General features: G+C 62.4%; 22 protein-coding genes. 12 read left to right on the forward strand and 10 right to left on the reverse strand.

The window, feature by feature from the left end; genetic code table 11:
- Positions 1-158: 158 nt before the first annotated feature.
- Positions 159-1058, forward strand: a complete 900-nt coding sequence (gene folD, locus IB277_RS00680; protein ID WP_034800773.1) for a bifunctional methylenetetrahydrofolate dehydrogenase/methenyltetrahydrofolate cyclohydrolase FolD — start codon at positions 159-161, stop codon at positions 1056-1058.
- A 48-nt stretch (positions 1059-1106) separates the two neighbouring features.
- On the opposite strand, the gene IB277_RS00685 is transcribed toward folD, so the two are convergent.
- The gene (locus IB277_RS00685) at positions 1107-2138 is read right to left on the reverse strand and encodes a substrate-binding domain-containing protein (RefSeq protein WP_034800775.1); all 1032 of its coding nucleotides are present in this window, start codon (positions 2136-2138) and stop codon (positions 1107-1109) included.
- A 294-nt stretch (positions 2139-2432) separates the two neighbouring features.
- Here IB277_RS00685 and IB277_RS00690 point away from each other — a divergent pair, with 294 nt between their 5' ends.
- The 7 genes from IB277_RS00690 to IB277_RS00720 all read left to right on the forward strand — a co-directional run bounded on the left by IB277_RS00690 (position 2433) and on the right by IB277_RS00720 (position 10039).
- Positions 2433-3791 (forward strand): ABC transporter substrate-binding protein, encoded by a 1359-nt coding sequence (locus IB277_RS00690; protein ID WP_192370672.1) that lies wholly within the window; start codon positions 2433-2435, stop codon positions 3789-3791.
- Positions 3792-3980: 189 nt separating this feature from the next.
- Positions 3981-4994 carry a carbohydrate ABC transporter permease gene (locus IB277_RS00695; RefSeq protein WP_060516515.1) on the forward strand — a complete coding sequence of 338 codons (1014 nt, stop codon included), beginning with the start codon at positions 3981-3983 and terminating at the stop codon, positions 4992-4994.
- 1 nt (position 4995) lies between these two features.
- On the forward strand, positions 4996-6141 hold the full coding sequence (locus IB277_RS00700) for a carbohydrate ABC transporter permease (RefSeq protein WP_089044685.1): 1146 nt from the start codon (positions 4996-4998) through the stop codon (positions 6139-6141).
- A gap of 28 nt (positions 6142-6169) precedes the next feature.
- The gene (locus IB277_RS00705; protein WP_371589640.1) at positions 6170-7822 is read left to right on the forward strand and encodes an alpha-glucosidase family protein; all 1653 of its coding nucleotides are present in this window, start codon (positions 6170-6172) and stop codon (positions 7820-7822) included.
- A gap of 49 nt (positions 7823-7871) precedes the next feature.
- Positions 7872-8960: an ABC transporter ATP-binding protein gene (locus tag IB277_RS00710; RefSeq protein WP_060516511.1), complete on the forward strand. Its 1089-nt coding sequence runs from the start codon at positions 7872-7874 to the stop codon at positions 8958-8960.
- A gap of 228 nt (positions 8961-9188) precedes the next feature.
- A complete protein-coding gene (locus IB277_RS00715) occupies positions 9189-9596 on the forward strand; it encodes a hypothetical protein (RefSeq protein ID WP_034800789.1) in 408 nt (135 codons plus the stop codon).
- A gap of 77 nt (positions 9597-9673) precedes the next feature.
- Positions 9674-10039, forward strand: coding sequence for a GFA family protein (locus IB277_RS00720; RefSeq protein WP_090294950.1), 366 nt, complete (start codon positions 9674-9676; stop codon positions 10037-10039).
- 59 nt (positions 10040-10098) lie between these two features.
- Here the strand turns inward: IB277_RS00720 and edd are convergent, their stop codons facing one another.
- The 5 genes from edd to IB277_RS00745 form a co-directional block, all read right to left on the reverse strand.
- On the reverse strand, positions 10099-11919 hold the full coding sequence (edd, locus tag IB277_RS00725; protein ID WP_034800791.1) for a phosphogluconate dehydratase: 1821 nt from the start codon (positions 11917-11919) through the stop codon (positions 10099-10101).
- Between the two features lie 195 nt (positions 11920-12114).
- The gene (pgl, locus tag IB277_RS00730; protein ID WP_090294949.1) at positions 12115-12813 is read right to left on the reverse strand and encodes a 6-phosphogluconolactonase; all 699 of its coding nucleotides are present in this window, start codon (positions 12811-12813) and stop codon (positions 12115-12117) included.
- 8 nt (positions 12814-12821) lie between these two features.
- Positions 12822-14297, reverse strand: coding sequence for a glucose-6-phosphate dehydrogenase (gene zwf / locus IB277_RS00735; protein ID WP_060516507.1), 1476 nt, complete (start codon positions 14295-14297; stop codon positions 12822-12824).
- A gap of 96 nt (positions 14298-14393) precedes the next feature.
- Positions 14394-15680 (reverse strand): FAD-binding oxidoreductase, encoded by a 1287-nt coding sequence (locus IB277_RS00740; protein WP_090294947.1) that lies wholly within the window; start codon positions 15678-15680, stop codon positions 14394-14396.
- A gap of 15 nt (positions 15681-15695) precedes the next feature.
- On the reverse strand, positions 15696-17132 hold the full coding sequence (locus IB277_RS00745; RefSeq protein WP_034800800.1) for a glutamine synthetase family protein: 1437 nt from the start codon (positions 17130-17132) through the stop codon (positions 15696-15698).
- Positions 17133-17255: 123 nt separating this feature from the next.
- Between IB277_RS00745 and IB277_RS00750 the strand changes: the two genes are divergently transcribed.
- From IB277_RS00750 to IB277_RS00760, 3 genes are all read left to right on the forward strand, one after another.
- Complete coding sequence (locus IB277_RS00750; RefSeq protein ID WP_090294945.1) at positions 17256-18440, forward strand: NAD(P)/FAD-dependent oxidoreductase; 1185 nt, start codon at positions 17256-17258, stop codon at positions 18438-18440.
- A gap of 234 nt (positions 18441-18674) precedes the next feature.
- A complete protein-coding gene (locus IB277_RS00755; protein WP_089044690.1) occupies positions 18675-18821 on the forward strand; it encodes a hypothetical protein in 147 nt (48 codons plus the stop codon).
- A 354-nt stretch (positions 18822-19175) separates the two neighbouring features.
- The gene (locus tag IB277_RS00760; RefSeq protein WP_192370674.1) at positions 19176-21701 is read left to right on the forward strand and encodes a methyl-accepting chemotaxis protein; all 2526 of its coding nucleotides are present in this window, start codon (positions 19176-19178) and stop codon (positions 21699-21701) included.
- 90 nt (positions 21702-21791) lie between these two features.
- On the opposite strand, the gene IB277_RS00765 is transcribed toward IB277_RS00760, so the two are convergent.
- Positions 21792-21995 (reverse strand): hypothetical protein, encoded by a 204-nt coding sequence (locus tag IB277_RS00765; protein ID WP_090294944.1) that lies wholly within the window; start codon positions 21993-21995, stop codon positions 21792-21794.
- Positions 21996-22084: 89 nt separating this feature from the next.
- Here IB277_RS00765 and IB277_RS00770 point away from each other — a divergent pair, with 89 nt between their 5' ends.
- A complete protein-coding gene (locus tag IB277_RS00770; RefSeq protein ID WP_060583999.1) occupies positions 22085-22966 on the forward strand; it encodes a LysR family transcriptional regulator in 882 nt (293 codons plus the stop codon).
- Between the two features lie 64 nt (positions 22967-23030).
- On the opposite strand, the gene IB277_RS00775 is transcribed toward IB277_RS00770, so the two are convergent.
- From IB277_RS00775 to aceA, 3 genes are all read right to left on the reverse strand, one after another.
- Positions 23031-24140, reverse strand: coding sequence for a helix-turn-helix transcriptional regulator (locus tag IB277_RS00775; RefSeq protein WP_192370676.1), 1110 nt, complete (start codon positions 24138-24140; stop codon positions 23031-23033).
- A 269-nt stretch (positions 24141-24409) separates the two neighbouring features.
- Positions 24410-24649, reverse strand: a complete 240-nt coding sequence (locus IB277_RS00780; RefSeq protein ID WP_034800815.1) for a hypothetical protein — start codon at positions 24647-24649, stop codon at positions 24410-24412.
- Positions 24650-24769: 120 nt separating this feature from the next.
- On the reverse strand, positions 24770-26059 hold the full coding sequence (gene aceA / locus IB277_RS00785) for an isocitrate lyase (RefSeq protein WP_192370679.1): 1290 nt from the start codon (positions 26057-26059) through the stop codon (positions 24770-24772).
- Between the last annotated feature and the right edge of the window lie 149 nt (positions 26060-26208).

Genomic DNA, 26208 nt, shown 5'->3' on the forward strand with positions numbered 1-26208 from the left:
GAGAGGAAATATCATCGGGGCACTCGAAACGGCAGCCAACCTCGTTGTCGCCTCTTGCATTTATGCGTTTGGGACAGCATAGGGCGCGTTGAGGCCATCGCCTTCTCTGAGGCGAACTAGAGTATGCCGCGTGAACAGGAAGCCAGGAGGAACATGCCGTGACGACTGTGATTGATGGCAAGAAGGTCGCCGCTTCGGTGATCGAAAGCGTGAAGGCCGCGACCCGTGCGCTCGAAACGGATGCGGGTGTTCGCGCAGGTCTCGCGGTCGTGATCGTCGGCGACGATCCGGCAAGCCACGCTTATGTTTCTTCCAAGAGCAAGATGGCCAAGGAGTGCGGTTTCCTGTCGGTCCAGCACACCTTGGCCGAGGCAACGACCCAGGAAGAGCTCGCTGCACTCGTGGCTAAACTCAACGCCGATCCCTCTATCCACGGCATCCTCGTGCAGCTTCCGCTGCCGAAACATCTGAATTCCGAGCCGATCATTCAGTCGATCCTGCCCGAAAAAGACGTCGACGGCCTGCACGTCGTCAATGCCGGCAAGCTTGCGACCGGCGATCTCGAAGGCGGTCTCGTCTCCTGCACGCCGGCCGGCGCCATGGTCTTCGTGCGCCAGACCCATGGCGACGATCTCTCCGGTCTGAACGCTGTCGTCATCGGTCGCTCGAACCTGTTCGGCAAGCCGATGTCAGCGCTGCTGCTTGCCGCCAACGCGACGGTGACGACCGCCCATTCGCGCACCAAGGATCTGGCCGCCGTCTGCCGCAACGCCGATATCCTCGTTGCCGCCGTCGGACGCCCCGAAATGGTGAAGGCCGACTGGGTGAAGCCGGGCGCGACGGTCATCGACGTCGGTATCAACCGCGTACCAGCGCCGGAGAAGGGGGAGGGCAAGTCCAAACTCGTCGGCGACGTCGCCTTTGCGGAAGCCGCCGAGGTTGCAGGCGTGATCACGCCGGTGCCGGGTGGCGTCGGACCGATGACCATCGCCATGCTGATGGCCAACACCGTGATTGCCGCCTATCGCAAGGCCGGCCGCAAGCCGCCGCGCTTCTGATCCTGGCTCATATGGGATGATGAGACGCGTCGCGATTGCGGCGCGTTTTCATTTTTGCGGGGCAGGTCCGGTCGAGGCGCGCACGATGAGTTCGGCGCGCCAGAGTTCCTGCTCCGGATAGTCGCCGCGCTTCAGGATGCCGCCGATCAGCCGTGTGGCGATACGCGCCCCGGCGGCCCGCAGCGACGAGCGTGTCGTTGTCAGCGGGATGCTGAAATTTTCGGGCTTCAGCATCGGCAAGACGTCGTCATGGGCGATCAGCGAAATGTCTTCGCCGATTTTCAAGCCCGCCTGGTTGATCGCCCTGACAGCGCCAAGCGCCAGCACCGTACTTGAACAGAGCACCGCCGTCGGCGGCTGCGCGTGCTGCAGGAAGGGCTGCATGCTGCGGTAGCCGTGCTCGTCGGTCATCAGCGAATGCTGGACAAGCGCCTCGTCGAGCGAAAGGCCGTGTTCGGCGAGCGCCCGCAGCATGCCTTTTTTCCGGCGAATGGAAAAAGCCAGATATTCCGGCCCGTTGATCAGCGCAATCCGCTGGTGTCCGAGCTGTATAAGCAGCCGTGTCGCGTCGTAAAAGGCACTCGTATTGTCGATGTCGAGGAACGGATAGTCGCGGCTTTCGCCAATCGACCGGCCGTGCACGACGAAGGGGATCGAGAGCGATTTCAACATGGCGATGCGCGGGTCGTTGGCGCGCATATAGGCGAGGAAAAGCGCATCGACATTGCCGCTGGCCGCCAGGCGCCGGAAGGTCACCTCCTCGTCCTCCGGCGCGCTCGGATTGAGCACGAAGTGGAAGTCGTGCTTGACCGCCTCTTCCGCCAGCCCTGCCAGAAACTCGCCGAAATGTACGTCGGAATCGATGCCGGGCGCGATCGGCATGACCATGCCGATCGAATAGGCCTTGCCGGTGGCCAATCGCTGCGCTGCGCGGTTCGGCCTGTAGCCGGTCTCACGCACGGCCTGCAGCACGCGCTGACGGGTTTCGGCGTTGACTTCCGGATAGCCGTTCAGCGCCCGGCTGACCGTCGTCTGTGACAGGCCGAGCAGCTCCGCCAATTGCTTGAGATTGACCGCCATGGTCGGGATTCCTCTCAAAGCGCTTTGGATACCCATATGATTTTTGGTGTTTGGCCCCAGCGCCCTCCGGTTTGTGTAGCATCCGTTTTTCGAGCAACAAAGCGGAATTCAACTATTGCGCGGTGCAAAACGTTACCGCAGGGCACAAATACGTCGCATGGAGAACAGCGATGGGAAAGCTCTTGACTCCGCGCGTGTCGCAATGGTTTGTTAGCGAACTCAAAGCGCTTTGAATTTTTCGCGCATTGTCGTCTGCCCGGCGGGATCCGGGTTCATCTTTGGGAGGAGAAGAACGTGAAGAGATCATTGCTGTTGGGCGTGGCCGCCTTTGCCCTGATTGCAGGTGCAGCCGGCGCCGCCGACCTCAAATTCAAGCCGGGCGAAGATACGAAGTTCAACTGGGCGAGCTTCGAGGAGTTCAAGAAGGGCCACGACCTTAAGGGCCAGACGCTGACGATCTTCGGCCCCTGGCGCGGCGAAGACGAGGCGCTGTTCAAGAGCGTCTATGCCTACTTCACCGAAGCGACGGGCGCCGAGATCAAGTACTCCTCGTCTGAAAACTACGAGCAGCAGATCGTCATCGACACCCAGGCCGGCAGCCCCTCCGAAATCTCGATCCTCCCGCAGCCGGGTCTGATCGCCGATCTCGCCTCCAAGGGCTACCTGACGCCGCTCGGCGACGAAACCCAGAAGTGGCTGCTCGACAACTATGCCGCCGGTCAGTCCTGGGTCGATCTGTCGACCTACAAGGGCAAGGACGGCAATGCTGCGCTCTTTGCGTTCCCCTACAAGATCGACGTGAAGTCGCTCGTGTGGTACTCGCCGGAGAACTTCGAGGACGCCGGCTACGAAGTGCCGAAGACCATGGAAGAGCTGAAGGCGCTGACAGAGAAGATCGCCGCCGATGGCGGCAAGCCCTGGTGCATCGGCCTTGGCTCCGGTGGTGCCACCGGCTGGCCGGCCACCGACTGGGTGGAAGACATGATGTTGCGTACGCAGCCAGCCGACGTCTACGACAAGTGGGTGAAGAACGAGATCCCGTTCACCGATCCAGCCGTCGTCGGTGCGATCGACGAGTTCGGTTGGTTCGCCAAGAACGACAAGTTCGTCGATGGCGGTGCAGCAGCGGTTGCCTCGACCGACTTCCGCGACAGCCCGAAGGGCCTCTTTGCCTCGCCGCCGAAGTGCTACCTGCACCACCAGGCGTCGTTCATCCCGTCCTTCTTCCCCGAGGGCACGGAGATCGGCGAGGATGCCGACTTCTTCTACATGCCGCCTTACGAGAGCAAGAAGGATCTCGGCAATCCGGTGCTCGGCGCCGGCACGCTGGCGATGATCACCAAGGACACGCCGGCTGCACGCGCCTTCATCGAGTTCCTGAAGACCCCGATCGCCCATGAAGTCTGGATGGCGCAGACGAGCTTCCTGACGCCCTACAAGAGCGTCAATGTCGACACCTACGGCAACCCGCCGCTGAAGAAGCAGGGCGAGATTCTTCTGAACGCCACCACCTTCCGCTTCGACGGTTCGGACCTGATGCCTGGCAAGATTGGCGCCGGTGCGTTCTGGACCGGCATGGTCGATTTCGTCGGCGGCAAGTCGTCGGCCGACGTCGCGGACGGCGTGCAGAAGGCCTGGGACGCCATCAAGTAACAACAGATGACGGGCGGCAGCAATGCCGCCCGTTGCCGACCCGGGTTCGCTGCCAGGGCGGGACGAGGAAAAGCGTTGCGGTCTCCGTGCGTTTCCGCCCCCAACCCTTGAGAGGCCGCGCGCCCCAATGAGAACGGCGACAATCGCCAGCCCTGCACGGGGACGTGCACCCAAGGGGAGGGACATGTCATGTTTTATCAGCTAGCCGCTGCTGCGGGGTTCATGCTGGCCGGGGTGCTCGGCTGCGCTGCCTATTTCTGGGGAACCAGCCTTGTTCTCGACCTGATCTTCCCGTCCAAGGGAAAATCAGGTGTGGTCGCCTCGCGAAACCTGCGCATCACCAATGCCATCCGCCCGTGGCTGTTCCTCGCACCCGCGCTCTTTGCTCTGGCGACCTACCTCATCTACCCGGTGATCATGTCGCTCTGGTACAGTTTCCACGACCGCGCGGGTCAGAATTTCGTCGGCGTCAGCAACTATGCCTGGATGGTCAACGACGGCGAATTCCGCCAGTCGATTTACAACAACTTCCTCTGGCTGCTCGTCGTCCCGGCGCTCTCGACCTTCTTCGGTCTCGTCATCGCGGCGCTCACCGACCGGATCTGGTGGGGCAATATCGCCAAGACCCTGATCTTCATGCCGATGGCGATCTCGTTTGTCGGTGCCGCGGTCATCTGGAAGTTCATCTATGATTTCCGCCCCGAGGGTGCAGAACAGATCGGCCTGCTGAATGCCATCGTCGTTGCTTTCGGCGGCGCCCCGCAGGCCTGGATCACGCTGCCCTTCTGGAACAACTTCTTCCTGATGGCGATCCTCGTCTGGATCCAGACGGGTTTTGCCATGGTCATCCTGTCGGCAGCCCTTCGCGGCATTCCGGAGGAAACGATCGAGGCCGCCGTCATCGACGGCGCCAATGGCTGGCAGATCTTCTTCAAGATCATGGTACCGCAGATCTGGGGCACGATCGCCGTCGTCTGGACGACCATCACCATCCTGGTGCTGAAGGTCTTCGATATCGTGCTCGCGATGACCAATGGCCAGTGGCAGAGCCAGGTGCTCGCCAACCTCATGTTCGACTGGATGTTCCGCGGTGGCGGCGACTTCGGCCGCGGGGCTGCGATCGCCGTCGTCATCATGATCCTCGTCATTCCGATCATGGTCTGGAACATCCGCAATGCGGCCAAGGAAATGAAGGGGCACTGAGATGAATCCAGCGACACGTTCTCCCCTCATGTGGGTCGTCCACCTCTCGGTCTTTCTGATCGTCGCACTGTGGACGCTGCCGACCGCAGGCCTTCTGATCTCGTCGCTGCGCGACAAGGACCAGCTCGCCGTTTCCGGCTGGTGGACTTCCCTTTCGACTTCGTCGCAGAACACCGTCGTGAGAGCGCCCGGCCCCGAAAGCCAGGTGGAGCGCGACGGCAAGTTCGTGATCTCCGGCAATCTGCTCGAAGGTCAGCCGGGCCAGATCTCCGCCTTCGGCTTCAACAGCCGTGAGCCGACTGCGTTCAAGGCCGGCGAAACCGCCGAGCTCAACGACGGCGAGAAACTGACCGTTCAGGCCGACGGCAACTTCGAGATCGTTTCCGACAAGAAGATGGAAGGATCGCGCGGCCAGCGCGTCTTCGTCACCGCATCATCGCCGCCGCGCTTTACCTTCGACAACTATGTCGAAGTCCTGAGCGCCGAAGGCATCGGCCGCTCCTTCATCAATTCGCTGACGGTCGCCGTGCCAGCGACCATCATCCCGATCATGATCGCCGCCTTCGCGGCCTATGCGCTTGCCTGGATGCCGTTTCCGGGCCGTGCGATCCTGATCGCCGTGGTCGTCGGCCTCCTCGTCGTGCCGCTGCAGATGTCGCTGATCCCGCTCTTGAAGCTCTATAACGGCGTCGGCGCCTTCTTTGGCGTGCCGGCCAAGACCTATGTCGGCATTTGGCTCGCCCATACCGGTTTCGGCCTGCCGCTGGCGATCTATCTGCTTCGCAACTACATGGCCGGCCTGCCGCGCGAAATCATGGAATCCGCCCGCGTCGATGGCGCCAGCGATTTCGATATCTTCGTCAAGATCATCCTGCCTCTGTCCTTCCCGGCGCTCGCTTCCTTCGCGATCTTCCAGTTCCTGTGGACCTGGAACGACCTGCTGGTCGCCATCGTGTTCCTGGGCGCGGGGCCCGACGAACTGGTCCTGACCGGCCGGCTCGTCAACTTGCTCGGTTCACGCGGCGGCAACTGGGAGATCCTGACGGCCTCCGCCTTCATTACCATCATCGTTCCGCTGATCGTCTTCTTCAGCCTGCAGCGCTATCTCGTGCGCGGCCTGCTGGCGGGCTCGGTCAAGGGCGGCTGACATCTGAGGACTTTCGACGACAATGAGCATGACCGAAATGAGCACTTCCACTTTGCAGGCCGATCGGGATTGGTGGCGCGGCGCGGTGATCTACCAGATCTATCCGCGCTCCTACCAGGACTCCAACGGCGACGGCATCGGTGACCTCAAGGGCATCGTTACCCGCTTGCCGCATATTGCCGCCCTCGGTGCCGACGCAATCTGGATTTCGCCGTTCTTCACCTCGCCGATGAAGGACTTCGGTTATGACGTCTCCAACTATAGCGATGTCGACCCGATCTTCGGCAGCCTTGCCGACTTCGACGCGGTCATAGCCGAGGCGCACCGCCTTGGCATCCGGGTGATGATCGACCTTGTTCTCTCGCACACGTCGGACCAGCATCCCTGGTTCGTCGAAAGTCGGTCGAGCCGGACGAACGCGAAGGCTGATTGGTACGTCTGGGCTGATTCCAGGCCGGACGGCACCCCGCCCAATAACTGGCTGTCGATCTTCGGCGGCTCGGCCTGGGCGTGGGATCCGACGCGCCTGCAATATTACATGCACAACTTCCTGACCTCGCAGCCGGACCTCAACCTGCACAATCCGGAAGTGCAGGATGCACTGCTGGCCGTCGAGCGTTTCTGGCTGGAGCGCGGCGTCGACGGCTTCCGCCTCGACACCATCAACTTCTATTTCCACGACAAGCAGCTGCGCGACAATCCGGCGCTGGCGCCGGAGCGCCGTAACGCCCAGACCGCACCGGCGGTCAACCCCTACAACTATCAGGAACATCTCTACGACAAGAACCAGCCGGAGAACCTCGAGTTCCTGAAGCGCTTCCGCGCCGTTATGGACGAGTTCCCGGCGATCGCTGCGGTCGGCGAAGTCGGCGACAGCCAGCGCGGTCTGGAGATCGCCGGCGAATATACCTCCGGCGGCGACAAGATGCAGATGTGCTACGCCTTCGAATTCTTGGCGCCGGATCCGCTGACACCGGCGACGGTCGCCGAGGTTCTCCGAAACTTCCAGAAGGCGGCGCCAGAAGGTTGGGCCTGCTGGGCCTTCTCGAACCATGACGTCGTGCGCCATGTCAGCCGCTGGGGAGCGGGCGTTGCCGATCGCGACGCTCATGCGAAACTGCTTGCGAGCCTTCTGATGTCGCTGCGCGGCTCGGTCTGCATCTATCAGGGCGAGGAACTGGCGCTGTCGGAAGCCGAGCTTGCCTATGAAGACCTGAAGGATCCCTATGGCATCCAGTTCTGGCCGGATTTCAAGGGTCGCGACGGTTGCCGCACACCGATGGTCTGGGACGGTGCCACGGTCAATGGCGGCTTCGGCAGCGCAAAACCCTGGCTGCCGGTGCCGGCGGAACACCTCAAGCGCGCCGTGTCGGCGCAGCAGGGCGATCCGGCCTCGGTACTCGAGCACTACCGTCGCTTCCTGCATTTCCGCAAGGCGTATCCGGCGTTTGCCAAGGGCGAGATCGAGTTCCTGAGCACGGACGGCTCGGTGCTTGCTTTCGTGCGCAGCCACGGCAACGAGAAGCTTTTCTGCCTGTTCAACATGAGCGGCGTGCCGGCTGCGGCCACGCTGCCGAACGAGCCGGTGGCTGCATTGGAAGGGCACGGCTTCGTGTCCGAGGTCAAGAACGGAACGGTGCATCTGCCGGCCTGGGGCGCCTACTTCGCGCGGCTGGTGTGAAGGCAGATGACAACAGAGATAGACGGGAAGAACCGAAGAGGAGGGTGCAATGACGGGTCTGCTGCTTAAAGATATCCGCAAGTCCTACGGCGCGGTCGATGTCATTCACGGCATCAATCTCGACATCAAGCAGGGCGAGTTCATCGTTTTCGTCGGCCCGTCCGGCTGTGGAAAGTCGACGCTTCTGCGCATGATCGCCGGTCTCGAGGAGATCACTGGCGGCGACATGTTCATCGACGGCGAGCGCGTCAACACCGTGCCCCCGTCGAAGCGCGGCATCGCCATGGTGTTCCAGTCCTATGCGCTCTATCCGCACATGACCGTCTACGACAACATGGCTTTCGGCATGCGGATCGCCAAGGAAAGCAAGGAAGAGATCGACCGTCGCGTGCGCAACGCCGCCGATATCCTGCAGCTGACCAAGTATCTCGACCGTCTGCCGAAGGCGCTCTCCGGCGGGCAGAGACAGCGCGTCGCCATCGGCCGCGCCATCTGCCGTGACCCCAAGGTCTTCCTGTTCGACGAGCCGCTCTCGAACCTCGACGCGGCCCTTCGTGTCGCCACCCGCATCGAGATCGCCAAGCTCAGCGAACAGATGGCGGGCACGACGATGATCTACGTCACCCACGACCAGGTGGAGGCAATGACGCTCGCCGACCGCATCGTCGTGCTGTCGCAGGGGCACATCGAGCAGGTAGGCCCGCCGCTCGAACTCTATGAGCGTCCGGCCAATCTGTTCGTCGCGCGCTTCATCGGCTCGCCGGCGATGAACATCATCCCTTCGACGATCACGGCGACCGGCGCGCAGACGACGGTGAAGCTGACCGGCGGCAAGAGCGTGACGCTCGATATCCCGACCGACTCCTCGCAGAACGGCAAGATTGCGAGTTTCGGCGTTCGCCCGGAAGACCTGCAGGTCTCGACAGGCGACGACTTCCTGTTCGAAGGCACGATCTCGATCGTCGAGGCGCTCGGCGAAGTGACCCTGCTCTATATCGAGGGTCTCGTCGACAAGGAGCCGATCATCGCCAAGATCCCCGGCATCCTGCCGGTTCACCGCGGCGACAAGGTGCGCTTCACGGCCGACAAGGCCAAGCTACACCTCTTCAACGACGAGGGCCGCAGCTACCGCGTCTGAAGCAATTGCAGGAAAAGTGCGAAGCGGTTTTCCGTCCGGAGTTGCGGCCTACTTCCAAGGAAACGTGCGAAGCGGCTTTGCGTTGAGGATTGCGTAACCAAGATTCCTGGTCACGAACTTGCTCCGCCCGGTTTTTGCCGGGCGGTTTTTCATCCGGTCGTCGGACCAACCGTCTGTTAAATCTCTGCCGCTAGTCTGTATCAAAAGGGGATATGGAAAGGCATTTCGATGAACGGCGCGGCACCTGTCTTGCAGCACTTCCTGAACAAGGAAGAGTCCTTCATGTACGATCGGGAGACCAGCTTCCCGATGGAGGACACGCGAAACGAGGCGCGCATCGAATACACTGAGAAGGGCATGACGCAACTGAGCTCTCGTCGCTGCGAAATCATCAAGCTTTCGAAAAGCGGCGCGCTGATCAGCATCCTCACGCAGTACCAGCTGCCACAGAATTTCTACCTGGATATCCCGAGCGCACGCATCCAGATGGTCGGCTGCCTGTTGAAGCGGGTGCATGCCAACAACGTCATCGAGGCGCGCTTCCTGCGCATGCTGACGGACCGCGACCTCAATCGTATCTTCGTCTACAGCAGCCATCCGAACCACCGCAACCGGACGCTCGACATCTACCGCTGAGTGCCATGCTGGGCTTGACGGCTCCACGGCGCTCAATGGATGGTTGTAGTCTCAATCAACGGATTCGGACCTGAACCATGCAGCGACCCTATCGGCTTTCGTGCCATTGCGGCGATATCGCCGTCGAAGTCGACGAAGAGCTTGGTGGGCTCGTCGACTGCAACTGCTCCACCTGCCGGCGCTCCGGCTTCCTGCATTGGAAGGTGGATGCCGCAAAGGTAAAGCTCTTGACCGAAAAGCGCCGCCTGTCGAGCTACATCTGGCGCGGCCTCAACGAGGGGCACCATTTCTGCCCGACCTGTTCGACTCCGATCATGCGCAGCGGCTATCCGGATAACAAGATCTCGATCAATGCGCGCTGCATCGAGGGGGTCGATGTCTTCACGCTGGAAATCGAGCGCTATGACGGGCGCAACGACATGTTCCCCGGGCCACTGCCCTGAGCTTTTCACGATCGTTTGAAGACCAAGCGCCGCCCCAATGGGAGCGGCGCTTTTCTATGTCAGTGGAAGAGAACGCTGGCGCCCTGATCAGCCGCACCCGCGATCGCGCGGAAGGGCGCGAATAGCTCGCGGCCCATGCCGAAGTCGTTGTCCGAAAGATCCGCATGCGCGGGCACACGTGTCTTGAGTGCGATGTCCTCGACCAGCACCTCGATCGTTCCGGCAACAGCGTCGATGCGGACGATATCGCCTTCCTGGATGCGAGCGATCGGGCCGCCGTCCTTGGCCTCCGGCGTCACGTGGATTGCTGCCGGCACCTTGCCGGAGGCGCCGGACATGCGGCCGTCCGTCAGGATGGCGACGCGCTGGCCGCGGTCCTGCAGAATGCCGAGCACGGTCGTCAGCTTGTGCAGTTCCGGCATGCCGTTCGCCTTCGGACCCTGGAAGCGCACGACGGCGACGAAGTCGCCCTCGAGCTTGCCGGCCTTGAAGGCGGCATTGAGCTCGGCCTGGTCGTGGAAGATCTTGGCAGGCGCCTCGATGATGTGACGGTCCGGCTTGACGGCAGAGATCTTGATGACGGCCTTGCCGAGATTGCCGGTCAGCATTTTCAGGCCGCCCGAATGCTGGAACGGCTGATCGATGGTCGCAAGCACCTTCGGGTCAGCGCTTTCCTTCGGCGTCGGCACGCGTTCGACATTGCCGTCGGCGCCAAGCCGGACGTCGATCTTGTAGGCGTCGAGTCCCTGGCCGACGACGGTGCGCACGTCGTCGTGCAGCAGGCCGGCGCGAAGCAGCTGGCTGATCAGGAAGCCCATGCCGCCGGCGGCGTGGAAGTGGTTCACGTCGGCGAGCCCGTTCGGATAGACGCGGGCCAGCAGCGGAACGATGTCCGAGAGCTCTGAAATGTCCTGCCAGGTGAGCACGATGCCGGCAGCCCGCGCCATGGCGACGAGGTGCATCGTGTGGTTGGTCGAGCCGCCGGTCGCATGCAGGCCGACAACGCCGTTGACGATCGAGCGCTCGTCGATCATTTCGCCCGCCGGGGTGAACTCGTTGCCCATGGCGGTGATCGCCAGCGCCCGCTTGGCGGCTTCCTTGGTCAGCGCGTCGCGCAGCGGCGTGCCCGGATTGATGAAGGAGGCGCCGGGCAGGTGGAAGCCCATGATCTCCATCAGCATCTGGTTGGAGTTGGCGGTGCCGTAGAAGGTGCAGGTTCCCGGTCCGTGGTAGGACTTGGATTCCGCCTCGAGCAGTTCGTCGCGGCCGACCTTGCCTTCGGCGAACAACTGGCGCACCCGCGCCTTCTCGTCGTTCGGCAGGCCCGAGGTCATCGGTCCGGCGGGCACGAAGATCGCCGGCAGGTGGCCGAAGGTGAGCGCTGCGATCACGAGGCCCGGCACGATCTTGTCGCAGACGCCGAGATAGACGGTGGAATCAAACATGTTGTGCGACAGGCCGACGCCGGCCGCCATGGCGATCAGGTCGCGGGAAAACAGCGAGAGCTCCATGCCCGGCTGCCCCTGCGTTACGCCGTCGCACATGGCCGGCACGCCACCGGCGACCTGGGCGACGCCACCTGCCTCGCTTGCCGCCTGGCGGATCAGCGCCGGATAGGTCTCGAACGGCTGATGCGCCGAAAGCATGTCATTGTAGGAGGTGATGATGCCGAGATTGGCCACGCGGTCGCCCGCAAGCGCCACCTTCTCGGCGGGGGAACAGACCGCAAATCCATGCGCGAGGTTGCCGCAGCCGAGCACGCTGCGATGCGGACCGCTCGATGCCGCCCGGCGGACGCGATCGAGATAAGGCTCGCGGTGGGGTTTCGAGCGCTCGACGATGCGAGCCGTGATCGAGGCAATGCGGGAATCGGCGGACATGACAAATCCTGTTCCGGAGTCTTCAGACTCCTCATCTTCATCCAGTCATCGTCCGGAGCGCGGCGAGCTTGGGAGAGCGCAAGCCGCGTCCCGGCGTTTCTCAGAAACACCTGTCCATTCCGACGGGAGCGCGCCACCGGCTGAACGTGTCTCCAAAGTTCCTATCGGGCCGGTTCGGCCCAACATCATTCCGATCTACGGCGCCCAGTAAATCTGCACCGGCGACGCGGCGCGGCGCAGCATCGCGCGGATCGGCATGTCCTTTTCGTCGCCGGCATCTTCAGCCTTGGCGAGAACCGCCTTCTTGCCCTCGCCTTCGATATGCAGCACCAGAAGCCGCGCATCCTGAAGGCTGGCAAAAGTAAAGGTCAGCCGGGTTTCGCCTGCACCCTCGGCTTCCATCGTGATCACGCCGCGCGGCGTTGCCGGATCGATGGCGCGCGCGAGCTGCGATCCGCCCGGGAAGAACGATGCGGTGTGCCCATCCGTTCCCATGCCGAGGATCGCCACGTCGAACGGTGCACCGATCTTCGCCGTTTCCCGGCTTGCGAGATCAGCCGCGGCCTCCGCTGTCGGGGCCGCCTGGTAGAGCGGCAGGAAAGTTGCTGCAGCGGCCTTGTCCTGAAGCAGGTTGGCCGCCACGAGGCCGTGGTTGGAGCGGTCGCTTTCCGGCGGCACGAAGCGTTCGTCGACCAGCGTCACCGTCACCTTGTCCCAGGCGATGTCCTTCTTCGAAAGCGCCTGGAAGAATGCCTTGGGCGTGGAGCCGCCGGAGACGGCGATGCTTGCGGAGCCGCGTGCGGCGACACCGGCAGCAAGAGCGCTGCTGACCGCATCGGCAAGGCCTTGCGCCAGTGCTGCGCCGTTTTCGAATGTATGAAGCTTAGACGTCATCGGCGCACCTATATCGCGTCGTTCCAGGTCCGGCCGTCACGCTCGATCAGCGCAATTGACTGGCTCGGACCCCAGGTGCCGGCGGTGTAGCCCTGAACCTGCTGCCCGGTTTCTTCCCAGGCCTTCAGGATCGGATCGACCCACTTCCATGCGGCCTCGACCTCGTCGCGGCGCACGAACAGCGTCTGGTTGTTGCGGATGACGTCGAAGAGCAGCCGCTCATAGGCGTCCGCATTGCGCACGGCGAAGGCTTCGGCAAAGCTCATGTCCAGCGAGACGCTGCGCAGGCGCATGCCGCCCGGGCCCGGGTCCTTGATCATCAGCGACTGCTTCACGCCTTCGTTCGGCTGTAGGCGGATGACCAGTTGGTTGGCCGAAATGCGGCCGGCATTGTTGTCGAAGATCGAATGCGGGATCTGCTTGAAGGTGATGACGATTTCCGACATGCGGCCGGCAAGGCGCTTGCCGGTGCGGATGTAGAAAGGCACGCCGGCCCAGCGCCAGTTGCTGACTTCCGCCTTGATCGCCACAAAGGTCTCGGTGTTCGAAACGCCGCCTTCGAGTTCTTCGAGGTAGCCCTTGACCGGGCCGCCGGCCGAAGCGCCGGCGCGGTACTGGCCGCGCACCGTCACCTGCTCGACATTCGACGAGGTGATCGGCTTCAGCGCGCGCAGAACCTTCAGCTTCTCGTCGCGCACCGCTTCGGCGTCCATCGAGGTCGGCGCTTCCATGGCGACGAAGCAGACGAGCTGCAGGATGTGGTTCTGCACCATGTCGCGCAGCGCGCCGGCCTTGTCGTAGTAGCCGGCACGATTTTCAAGCCCGACGGCTTCCGACACGGTGATCTGCACGTGGTCGATATGGGCCGAGTTCCACAGCGGCTCGTAGAGCGCGTTGGCAAAGCGCAGCGCCATCAGGTTCTGCACCGTCTCCTTGCCGAGATAGTGGTCGATGCGGAAGATCTGCTCTTCGCGGAAAACCTTGCCGATCGTGTCGTTGAGTTCGGTCGCAGAGGCGAGGTCGCGGCCGATCGGCTTTTCGACGACGATGCGGGTGTTCTTGGTGATCAGCTTGTGATCGCGGATGCGCTCGGAGATGTCGCCGAAGATCGCAGGGCCGACGGCGAGATAGAAGGCGCGGATGCGCTCCTTGCCCTCTTCGAGGATCTTCTTCAGCGAGTCCCAACCCTGGTCGGACTTGGCGTCGACGGAGACGTAGAACAGGCGTGCAGCGAACTTCGCGACTTCCTCTTCCTTGTACTCTTCCGCCTTCAGATGTTCCTTCAGAGCATCGACGGCGAACTTGCGATAGTCCTCATGGCTGAGTGCCGCGCGCGAGGCGCCGATGATGCGCGTCGGCTCGGTGATCTGGCCTTCCAACTGGCGGTGATAGAGCGCCGGCAACAGCTTGCGCTCCGCAAGATCGCCGGTGCCCCCGAACACCACATAGTCAAATGGTTCGACGGGGATGATCTGGCTGCTCATGGGATATCTCGATCTGTTCAGGTCAGGGGCACATATAATCTAATCGATTTAAAGGCGCTAGAGTGCGGCGCAATAAAATGCCGCCGCAAGCGTTTTTCAAAACCTGTCGCGTAATGCGTACCAGCTAAGCGCGAAGAAGAGAAGGGCGGAGCGGAACCGGGTTCCGCCCGGAAAAGCCGGGATTTTCAGAGCCTTCAAGAGGTCGAGCTCGGTGTCCTTGCCGAGCGCCAGGTCCGCATAGAGCTTGCCGCAATAGTTGGAGAGCATCACACCGTGGCCGGAATAGCCGCCGATCGAGGTGACGCCCGGCATGACCTCGCGACAAAAGGGGGTGCGCGGCATGGTGATACCGACGGAGCCGCCCCAGGCGTGGGTGATCTCGACATTGGCGAGCTGCGGGTAGATCTCGCTGATCTGCCGGCGGATATGGGTGGAGATGTCGCGCGGATTATCGGCCGTATAGGCTTCGCGGCCGCCGAACAGAAGCCGCCCATCCCGCGACTTCCGGAAGTAGCGCACGACGAAGCGCGAATCGTCGACCGATTCGCCGCCGGGAATGACATCAGGGTGGTCCGAAAGCACCGTCGTCGCGCCGATGAAGGAACGGATCGGCATGACGTGGCTGGCGCTCACCGGCTCCAGGTTGCCGACATAGGCATTGCAGGCGACGAGAACGCGGTCGGCGGTGATGGTGCCGCGGTCGGTGGCAATGACGATCGCGCCACCCTGGCGGTCGATTTTCAGGGCCTTGGTCTGCTCGAAAAGGTTGGCGCCGGCAAGCGCTGCCTGTTTCGCAAGGCCGACCAGCAGCTTCATCGGGTGGATATGGCCGGTGCCGGCATCGCGAATGCCGAAGTGGTAGTGGTTCGATCCGAGCCGGCTTGCTGTTTCCTCGCGCTCCATGAAAGTCAGATGCGGATAGCCGAAGCGCGCCGCCATCGCTTCGGCATGGTCGCGATAGTCTTTTTCGAGGCTTTGCTTGTGCCCGACCGAGAGCTGGCCTGGCACGAATTCGATGTCGATCCCGTTCCCGTTCGCGAAATCGAGCACGTAACGCTTGGCGTTCTCGGCCATGTCGAACAGTGCCTGCGCCCGTTCATGGCCGAGACTTTCTTCCGTGTCGTCCGCCCAGGCGCGTTGCCCGGTGCCGAACTGGCCGCCGTTGCGGCCCGAGGCGCCGTCGCCGAAGCGGCAGGCGTCGATCAGGGTGACGTCGACGCCTTGCTTGGCAAGGTTGTAAGCCGCCTGCAATCCCGTATAGCCGCCGCCCACGATCGCGACATTGGCTTTCCGCGATCCCGGCATGGCCGGATACTCCGGTCGATCCGGAACCGTCGCCTCATACCAGGAATAACCGGGCGAGATCGGGCTTTGCCAGGACATGGAGAACCTCTGAGGTCAGACGTTGAGAAGCAGGAATTCGCGTTCCCAGGGACTGATGACCTGCATGAAGGTCTCGAACTCGCCGCGTTTGACGCCGGCATAGATGGCGATGAACTCCGGGCTCAGCACCTCGGCCAGCGACGGTGCCGATTCCAGCAGGGCCACGGCTTCGAGCAGGCCGCGGGGCAGGTCGATCTCGCCCTCGTTGGCCGTGTCCTCGGTCGGCGCCGTCGGTTCGCGCTGTTCGATGATGCCGAGATAACCGCAGGCAAGCGAGGCCGCGAGCGCCAGATAGGGATTGGCATCTGAACTCGGCAGCCGGTTCTCGATACGCCGGGCGACCGGCTCCGACACCGGGATGCGGAAGGCGGTGGTGCGGTTGTCGTAGCCCCAGGCGGTGTTCACCGGCGCCGACATGTCGGGCGTCAGTCGGCGGAAGGAGTTCACATAGGGCGCCATCATCACAAGCGTGCGCGGCACATAGTGCTGCATGCCGCCAATGAAGTGGAAGAATTCCTTCGATGCGGAACCGTCCGGGTTGGAGAACAGGTTGCGGCCGGTGTTGATCTCGACCACCGACTGGTGAATGTGCATCGCCGAGCCCGGCTGGCCCTGCATGGGCTTCGCCATGAAGGTGGCGTAGATGCCGTGTTTCAGCGCCGCCTCGCGGATGGTGCGCTTGAACAGGAACACCTGGTCGGCCAGCTCGATCGGATCGCCATGGCGTAGGTTGATCTCCAGCTGCGCCGGCCCTTCTTCGTGGATCAGCGTATCGATCTCGAGACCCTGCTTCTCCGAGAAGTGGTAGATGTCGTCGATCAGTTCGTCGAATTCGTTGATGCCGGCGATCGAATAGCCCTGGCCGCCGAGAATCGAGCGACCGGAGCGGCCTTTCGGTGGATGCAGGGGATAATCCGGATCGTCATTGGTGGCGACGAGGTAGAATTCGATCTCGGGTGCTACGACCGGCTTCCAGCCTTTCTGCTTGTAGAGATCGACCACGCGCTTCAGCACGTTGCGCGGCGTGTAGCTGATCTGTTCGCCCTGCGAGCCGACGATGTCGCAGATCACCTGCGCCGTCGGGTCGGTCTCCCAGGGCACGACCGAAAGGGTCGAGAGATCGGGCACGAGCTTGATGTCGCTGTCGCGGGAATCGTAGCGGAACTGGCCGGTTTCGTCTGGATATTCGCCCGAGATCGTGTGGCGATAGACGGCGGACGGCAGCGCCAGCGAGGTATTGGAGGTGAACTTCGAGGTCGGCATCATCTTGCCGCGCGGAACGCCGGCAAGATCGGGCGTGATGCATTCGACGTCTTCGATGCCGCGGATCTTGAGCCAGTCCGTGGCTTCCTTCCAGGTCTTTACACCTCGGAGGGAGTGGAGGGCGGGAGGTATTTTCGAAGTTTTGCTGATTTTCGTTGTTTGTTGGGCAGCACTTCTCTTGGAGGGCATAAATCACCGGTTTTGGCTTCGGATAGCGCATCATAACCACAGATTGGCAATTGGCTAGATGGGCTTGATCATTGACTTTCTGCTTTGCCCCCGGAATGGAAGGACAAACGAGCGGAGTGTTTCGTGGCTGAAAAGACAGATGTGGTCATCATTGGCGCCGGTGCCGCCGGCATGATGTGCGCCATCGAGGCGGGCAAGCGCGGCCGCCGCGTGGCCGTGCTCGACCATGCCAAGGCGCCGGGCGAAAAGATCCGCATCTCCGGCGGCGGCCGCTGCAATTTCACGAACATCCATGCGGGACCGAAGAACTTCCTGTCGACCAACCCGCATTTTTGCAAGTCGGCGCTGGCGCGCTACACCCCGCGCGATTTCCTGGCTCTTGTCGAAAAGCATGGCATAGCCTGGCACGAAAAGACCCTCGGCCAACTCTTCTGCGACCATTCGGCGAAAGACATCATCAAGATGCTGCTTTCCGAAATGCGTGACGTGCATGCCGATCTTCGCCTCGAAACGACGATCGAGAGTGTCGAGCGCCATGGTGCCGGTTTTCGCGTGATGACGGGCGAGGGGCCGATCGATGCGCAGTCGCTGGTCGTTGCCAGCGGCGGCAAGTCGATCCCGAAGATGGGGGCGACCGGGCTTGCCTACCGGATCGCCGAGCAGTTCGGTCTCGGGCTCATAGAAACGCGGCCCGGTCTCGTGCCGCTGACGCTCGACCCGGCGCAGCTCGAAGCGATCGGGGAACTGGCCGGCGTTGCCGCAGATGCGGAAGCGCGGTCCGGCAAGACGGCGTTCCGCGAGGCGGTGCTGATCACCCATCGCGGCCTGAGCGGCCCTGCGATCCTGCAGATATCCTCCTATTGGCGCGAAGGGCAGGAGATCGTGCTCAGGCTGATGCCCGACATCGACATTGCCGCGATCCTGAAAGAAATCCGCCGCACCCACGGCAAACAGGCGGTGCAGACGGCGCTCGGCGATATCCTGCCGCGGCGGCTGGCACAGTTTTTCGCCGACGGCGCAAAGCTGACCGGGCGCCAGCTTGCCGACCTCTCGGATAAGGCCATCAATCAGCTTGCTACCTCGATCCAGGCCTGGACCATCAAGCCAGCCGGTTCGGAAGGCTACCGGACGGCCGAAGTTACGCTTGGCGGCGTCGATACCAACGGGCTCGACTCCAAGACGATGCAGGCCAAGGCGGTGCCGGGGCTCTATTTTATCGGTGAGTGCGTCGATGTGACCGGATGGCTCGGCGGCTACAATTTCCAATGGGCCTGGGCATCGGGCTTTGCGGCCGGCCAGGACGCCTGATCTCCCCGCTTTTGGCGGATCGAGCTTCAGTGATTGTTAATGTATCTCGCCGAACCTTTATCCTTGTCGGCACAGCCGGCAGTTGGTGGATCGGATTGTCGCGTAAACGGAAATAACACTGTTTCTAATTTTTTGACTTTCTTCCGCCACGGCATGGCTGCAATATAACTGTGACAGGCAATGTGGGTCATCCGGACCGAACGTTGCCGGTCAATGTGACAAGGACAGGATGCCATGAACCAAATCCGCCGCCGTCCCCGCGCCATCGCGATCGCCCGCACCGATGAAAGCCGTCAGCAGAAGGCCGTGCTCACGCGCCTCGCCTTGATTGCATTCTTTGCCGTTGCTGCCCTCGCAGCCCTCCCGGCTCTTTGGTTCTGAGTTCAGGGGATCGGCCCTGAGCGGCCGTCTCTCGGGCGCATTTGACGCGTCCGCGCACGCCTACGGATTTTCTGTCGCGGGCGGAACGCGCTTATACAAATTTTAATCGTTCAAAACAGATAGTGTGACGATGTGAGTTTCGTCAGGTTCACGTTGCCGAGGAGTGGCGCCGTGGATCCGCAATGATTGCCGACGGACTGGCGGTGTGCGCCGCATGATTTTTCGAAAAACATCAGCCTGTTTGCGCATCGGGTGGCTCTCGATCGTTCGCACATTCACGCCTTGTCGTTGAGTGCGAAGACGTAGTGAGCCGTCGGGGGAGGCGAATGCGAGCTGCGAGCCAAGGTGTTTTCCATGTTCATCGATAGAATTCTTGCCCGCTTCAAGATCCAGACAAAGGTGCTGTTTTTCATCCTGCCCTTCGTCGTCAGCATCTGTGCCGTCGGTATCACCGGCCTCTATGCATCCGGCCTGCTTCAGGGACGCATGGAGATTTCCAACAGCGTGTTGCAGACCTTGAGCGGCTTCAAGGATGTCTATGCGGGCATGAACGCCTTCCTGCATTCGACAACCGAAGAAACACGTGATGCCGTGCAGTCGACGATCTCGGCGCAGAAGGACGTGCTCGCCGATACCGCTGCACAGGTTGCCGGCCAGAACGGCCAGGACGAATTGAAGGCGGCGATCGCGGCGACCAGCGACATCGAGGCCCGCATTGGCGGCCTTTGGACGCTGCACGTTGGCGAGCAGGACTTGCGCACGGCAATGAGCTCGAACCTCGACGCCTTGCTGATCGAGCGCGCCAAGATCAATGAAGAGTCGAACCGCCTGCAATACGCCGTTCGCAAGAGCGAGAACGCCGCCAAGACCATGCTGCGCGAAGCCGAAAAGCTGATGCGCGCAAGCCGCTTCTTCAACCAGTTCGGCACCGAAGTGAGCAAGGCGATCACCGTCGAGGAGAAGCTGAAGGCGGTCAAGGAACGCTTCCCGATGATCGGCCGCACCGAGCGTGACATCTTCCGCCTGCTGCCGAAGGACGAGAAGTCGCTCACCGAGACCATCACCTCGGCTTCGAGCGAGATCGGCTCGATCCTGAAGGCGCCCGCCGGACCGGAAACGCTTGCCGGCATTTCCAAATATGTCGACCGCTTCCGCACTGCGAGCTTCCGCCTGGAAGCGGCTTCCGTCGGCAAGATGCGCGACGCCACGCGGATTTTCGCCGAACTCGACGAACAGATCGTCACGACGGAATCGGTTCTGACCGCTACCCGCAGGCTGTCGTCGTCGATCACCGATATCCAGATTTCCGCCGCCACCTTCATGGGGCAGACGAACGAGGGCAATCGCCAGAAGCTGCTCGACAAGTCGCTCGCCGTTCAGCAGAACATGGCGACGCTTCGCGGTGTCGCAAGCGACGGCGCATCCTTCGACAAGATCGCCGACACGCTGATGCCGATCCTGACCGCGATGAAGAAAGATGCCGCAGCGCTTGTCGAAATCACGGTCAAGCGCACCGCGGACTTCGACGCCGCCGGACAATCGATCAACCAGATCTGGACCGATCTCACCGAATTTGCCGAACAGCAGAAGGTTGCCGCCGGGACCGAGCGCAACGAGGCGAACCAGATCTCGGTTGCCGCCACCGTTGCCGGCGTCGTCATCGCGCTTCTGGCCGGCATCGCGCTGACGCTGACGCTGAAGAAGCCGATCGGTCAGATCACCGCGGCGATGCGTCGTCTCGCCGATGGCCGCCTCGACACGACGATCGATGGCGACGGTCGCCGCGACGAAATCGGCGACATGGCTCGTGCGCTCGGCGTGTTCAAGGAGAACGCGCTCTCCAAGGTCCGCATCGAAGCGGAAAGCGAGGAGCAGCGCAGCCGCGCCGAAATCGAGCGTAGCCGCAACGACCAGGAAAAGCGCGAGCTCGATCGCCAGATCGATCTCGCCGTCAGCGAGCTTGCCGCTGGCCTCGGCCGCCTGGCCCAGGGCGACCTGTCGCGCCAGATCGACGTGCCGTTCCATGGTCGCCTCGAACAGCTTCGCCAGGACTTCAACGGTTCGCTGATCCGCCTGCAGGACACGCTCGCCCAGATCCGCGCCAATGCGCAGGCGATCCAGGAGAGCGGCTCCAGCATGCACCATGCGGCAGACTCGCTGTCGAAGCGCACGGAGGCCCAGGCCGCCTCCCTCGAAGAGACGGCGGCCGCCGTCGACCAGATCACCGTCACCGTCCGTTCCTCGGCCGAGCGTGCCGGCGAAGCCAACCATGCGGTGATCCAGACGAAACGCAGCGCCGATAGCTCGGCGACCGTCGTCACCAACGCGATCGCCGCCATGGGACGCATCGAGGAGGCCTCGCGCCAGATCGAGCAAATCATCGAAGTGATCGACGACATCGCCTTCCAGACCAACCTCCTGGCGCTGAACGCCGGCATCGAGGCGGCACGGGCGGGTGAAGCCGGAAAGGGCTTTGCCGTCGTCGCCCAGGAAGTGCGTGAACTGGCCCAGCGCTCGGCGGAAGCTGCGCGCGAGATCAAGGGCTTGATCAACAAGTCGACCAACGAGGTCAATGCCGGCTCGCACCTGGTCAAGGAAACCGGCGAAGTGCTGGCCTCGATCAGCGCCCAGATCGTCACGGTCAGCCAGCACGTCGAGATGATCGCGACTGCCAGCCGCGACCAGGCCGTGGCGCTCAACGAGGTCAACGGCTCAGTCAACCAGATGGACCAGATGACGCAGCAGAACGCTTCGATGGTGGAAGAGGCGACGGCGACGAGCCGCGCGCTCTCAAACCAGGCCGACACGCTGATGATGCTGGTCGAGCAGTTCCGGCTGGAGCCGGCGGCGGAAGACTACGACAACTACCGGGCGGCCTGAGGCGTGCGGTAGACGGTTTCGCTGGCGGCAGGCAACGCCGCCAGCCGAAAGTACGGCAACCGGTGCCGTGCGATATAACAAGGGCAGGGGCTAACATTGCACCGCGTGGCCGCAGGGCTTCGCGGTGCTTTTTTTATCGGCGTAGAGGCTGCTCTTGCGTCGCTTGGTGACCGCGGCCGCGAGTGTTGTGAAGGCCCGACGTAGAAGGCCGGGCGGTTTCGGATCGAAATCCTCGTCCCAGCGGCGCGTTTTCAGGGCCATGTCGGCGATGTAGACCATTGCCATCATTTCCATAGTGATGCTCCTTAGTTGATGGGCATCACTTCTTTTATGCAGCAAAACTAGTTTTACATACATCGGATATCGCTCTATGTTTTTCACCGATGAAAGACATGGATTGGGATATCTATCGCTGTTTCATGAGCGTGGCGCGCGCTGGTGGGCTCACCGGAGCGGCGCAGGCGCTCGGCTCCAGCCCGGCGACCGTTGGCCGGCGGATGCTGGAACTCGAGGAGCGCACGGGCCGCGCGCTGTTTCTGCGCAGCCAGACCGGCTACCAGCTTACCGGCGATGGTGAACTGCTGTTCGAGCAGCTTCAGGAAATGGAATCGGCGGCGCGCCGGGTCGAGAGCTGGCGGCAGGAAGGCGAGGGCGTAACGGTCCGCATCACCGTCGGTACCTGGATCGCCTGGCTGCTGGCGGAGAACTTTCCGGCGCTCTGCACCGAAAGGGACGGCTTCAGTCTGGCGATCACGGTCGGCGAAACACGCGCCAGCCTCGCCTATCGCGAGACCGATATCGGCATCCGCGCCTTCGAGCCCGAGGAGGCCTATCTGGCGGCGAGTCCGGTCGGCGACGTCGCCTATGCCGCCTATCGTCAAAAGAACGCGCCGTCGGGCGCGAGCGCGCGTTGGGTGGCCGTCGGCGAGGAGGAGGCGATCTCCGCCTATCTGCGCTGGCCGCACGAGCAGGTGAAAGGGGGCTGGGAGGGGCGGATCGTCGCCACGGTCACACGGCCGCGCTCGCTGCTCGATCTCGCCCGCGCCGGCGCCGGCTGTGCGGTGCTTCCCTGTTTCGTCGGCGATCTCGATCCGATGCTGGAGCGCGCCGGCGAGGAGATCCCGGCGCTCCGGCACCGGCAATGGATCGTCATGAACAATGAGGATCGGCACCGCAAGGAAATACGAACGGTTGTCGACCGCATGACCAGGCTGTTGCGTAGTCACGTGGACATCTTTGCCGGAAAGCGACCGCGCCGCAGCTGAGGCGGAGCAAGGACTGAACCCTGCTGCTGGGAACGCTACCGCCGTGGTCTTTTCTGTATATGGGTCAGCGCATCAGCAGCTTGACGAGTGCCGCCTGCGAGTTGACCCGGGTCTTGGCGTAGATGCTTTTGAGCTGCGTCCGGATCGTCTCATAGCTGACGCCGTTGGCCTGCGACATTTCCTTCAGCGTCAGGCCGGCGGCGATACCGCAGGCGATGCGGATTTCGGCGGGGGTCAGACCATAATTGTCCTTCAGATGGTCGTGCCTGAGATCGCCGAGCAGCGACGTCGCAGGCTCGACCAGAACCGCCACAGTCGGTCCGTCGAGAAGTTCGGTAAAGATGCTGGCGCTTCGCCGCACCAAGGTAATGCGGAAGGCGCCGTGCTCCGCGGTCCTGACGACACGCAGTTGCGGCTGTGCCGGTGCGCCGACCGGCGAGGCCAGAAGCTCGAGCGCCGCATTGGTTTCCGGTTCGTCCATGAGCAGGCGGCCGTTGACCGCGACCCGGAACGGTGAGCCGTTCGCCGCCATTCGCTCGGCATTGTGGTTCATCGAGCGGATGCGCAGATTGCCGCCCACATAAATCACGCCGACGCCGATCGTATCGAGCAGGGTCCGGCCCTCATGCTGCTCGGCCATCATCAGGTCGCGCCGCCGCAGGAAGTCGAAGGCGCGCTTCAGGTGAGGCGCGAGAAGCGTGTATTGATCGGCCGCCTGCTGGTTGAGTTCCGCGTTCGTCGACGAGGTGCAGGTCGACACGAGCAGGGTCCGCGTCGGGCTGCGCACGATGGTCACGCCGACGGTGGTCTCGCTGCCGGTCTGGCGCTTCAGCCAGTCATTGTAGAATTCCGATTTCATCAGCTCCGAGCGCGAGACGATATGCTCGCCGGAGAGACCGCGGCCCACCGGCACGAGAACCGATTTCGGTATCCAGGGATTGATCGCCGCGAAGTGATCGTTGAACTGGTCGATGGCATCAGAGGTAAAGCCGGAGACATAGGGCACGCACGACGCTGGCGCTGTGAGGTCATGATAGTGGAGCGCAGAGCATCCATCGGGCATGGTCGTCGTCAGCCGGTCGAGAAAATCCTGCCAGCCGCAATCGCCAAAGGCGGCGCCGTAGATCAGCTCCGTCAGTTCGGCGGTATCTGCAGGCTTCGTCGAGCGATACATGCGTGCCTTTGCCTAAGACAGGTATGCCTAATATAGTCAGGCATCACGGGTTCGATCAACCTGAAATAGCGGTGACAAGCATTCGTTGCGTGCGCTGCCATCCTGACAACGCAGAATAGCCGGCAAAGAGCCGGCTATTCCAATTTCTCCCACTTTCAACCGGTTTCGGTGAAATCAACTTTTGGTTGCTTTCACGCTCGCGGCCACAGCTGTGCGGCGGAGCACTAGCGGCGACAGCAGGATCGCCGCGAACAGCGTTGTGGCGAGCATCATGGCCGGCCCTGGGTGACGATAACCGGGATCAGCAGGTCGCCCCAGTTGCCTTCGCCGCCGTGGTGGCGGGCGGAGCGCACGAGCTCGACCGAAACGCCGGCATCGACGGCCTTCATGACGGACTGGTTGAGGCGGTGCAGGTCGTTGGCGACCATGCGGATTGCCGCCTGCTGGTCCGGGGTCATCGCCGAAGACTGTTCCTCGGCCCGTTCCTTGACGCGTGTCTGGACTGTCATTGGACTTCTCCTTGAGGTTCGAGGCTGGAGGTGCTTGCGGTTTTCCGCCCGCATCCATTTCACTTGCGAGGGGTCGGCAGGAGCGCAGCGGGCAGGGATTGCCACGCTCCCGCCGGGCTTTCACTCTGCGGCCGGGCGGAACTGATCGTGCTCGGTCGATTCCTTCATGGCTGTTGTCGAGGACTGGCCGGCGGTGATCGCCATCGAGACGGCGTCGAAGTAGCCGGTGCCGACTTCGCGTTGATGCTTGGTCGCGGTGTAGCCGTTGACCTCGGCGGCGAATTCCGCCTCCTGCAGCTCCGAATAGGCGGCCATCTGCCGTGCCTTGTAGCCGCGCGCCAGTTCGAACATGCCGAAGTTCAGCTGGTGGAAGCCGGCAAGCGTGATGAACTGGAACTTGTAGCCCATTGCGCCCAGCTCTCGCTGGAACTTGGCGATCGTCGCGTCGTCGAGGTTCTTTTTCCAGTTGAACGACGGCGAGCAATTGTAGGCGAGCAGTTTGCCCGGATGCGCCTTGTGCACGCCCTCTGCGAACTTGCGGGCCTGTTCCAGGTCCGGCTTGGAGGTCTCACACCAGATCAGGTCGCAATGCGGCGCATAGGCGATGGCGCGGGCAATGCAGGGCTCAAGCCCGTTCTTCACCTGGTAGAAGCCTTCGACCGTGCGGCCGGCATCGTAGTCGACGAAGGGGCGATCGCGCTCGTCGATGTCGGAGGTGAGCAACTTTGCCGCTTCCGCATCGGTGCGGGCGATGACCAGCGTCGGCGTGCCCATGACGTCGGCGGCAAGCCGTGCCGCGTTCAGGTTGCGGATATGGGCTGCCGTCGGGATCAGCACCTTGCCGCCGAGATGGCCGCACTTCTTTTCCGAAGCAAGCTGGTCCTCGTAGTGGACGCCGGCAGCGCCCGCCTCGATGAAGGCCTTCATGATCTCGAAGGCGTTGAGCGGGCCGCCGAAACCGGCTTCGGCATCGGCGACGATCGGTGCGAACCAGGTGTCAACCGAAAGGCCCTTGCCTTCTGAGGTCTCGATCTGGTCGGCGCGCTGCAGCGTGCGATTGATGCGCTTGGCAAGCTCAGGCGCGGCATTGGCCGGATAAAGCGACTGGTCCGGATACATGGCCGAAGCGGTGTTGGCATCGGCTGCGACCTGCCAGCCGGAGAGGTAGATCGCCTTCAGGCCGGCGCGCACCATCTGCATGGCCTGGTTGCCCGAAAGTGCGCCGAGCGCGTTGACGAAGTCGTCTTCGTGAATGAGTTTCCACAAGCGGTTCGCGCCCATTTCGGCCAGCGAATAGCGGATCTCGACCGACCCGCGTAGCCGCTTCACGGTCTCTGCGGTATAGGGGCGATCGACGCCATCAAAGCGGCCTTGCGGTGCGCTGGGAACGAGCTTGTAAAAATCAGTCATTACTTCCTCCTGTCAAAATCAAACACCCATTCGACTTTTGTCGTATGGCGACTTGTGTTTCGAGTTCATGTGACAGTTTTTACATTGCGCTGCAGTATTCGGCTATTGGAAACGGTGGTTTGCAGAGATCAAAAGGGTTATCTTGTCTT

This window comes from Ensifer sp. ENS07 (assembly GCF_014852185.1).
Taxonomy (GTDB): Bacteria; Pseudomonadota; Alphaproteobacteria; order Rhizobiales; family Rhizobiaceae; genus Ensifer; species Ensifer adhaerens.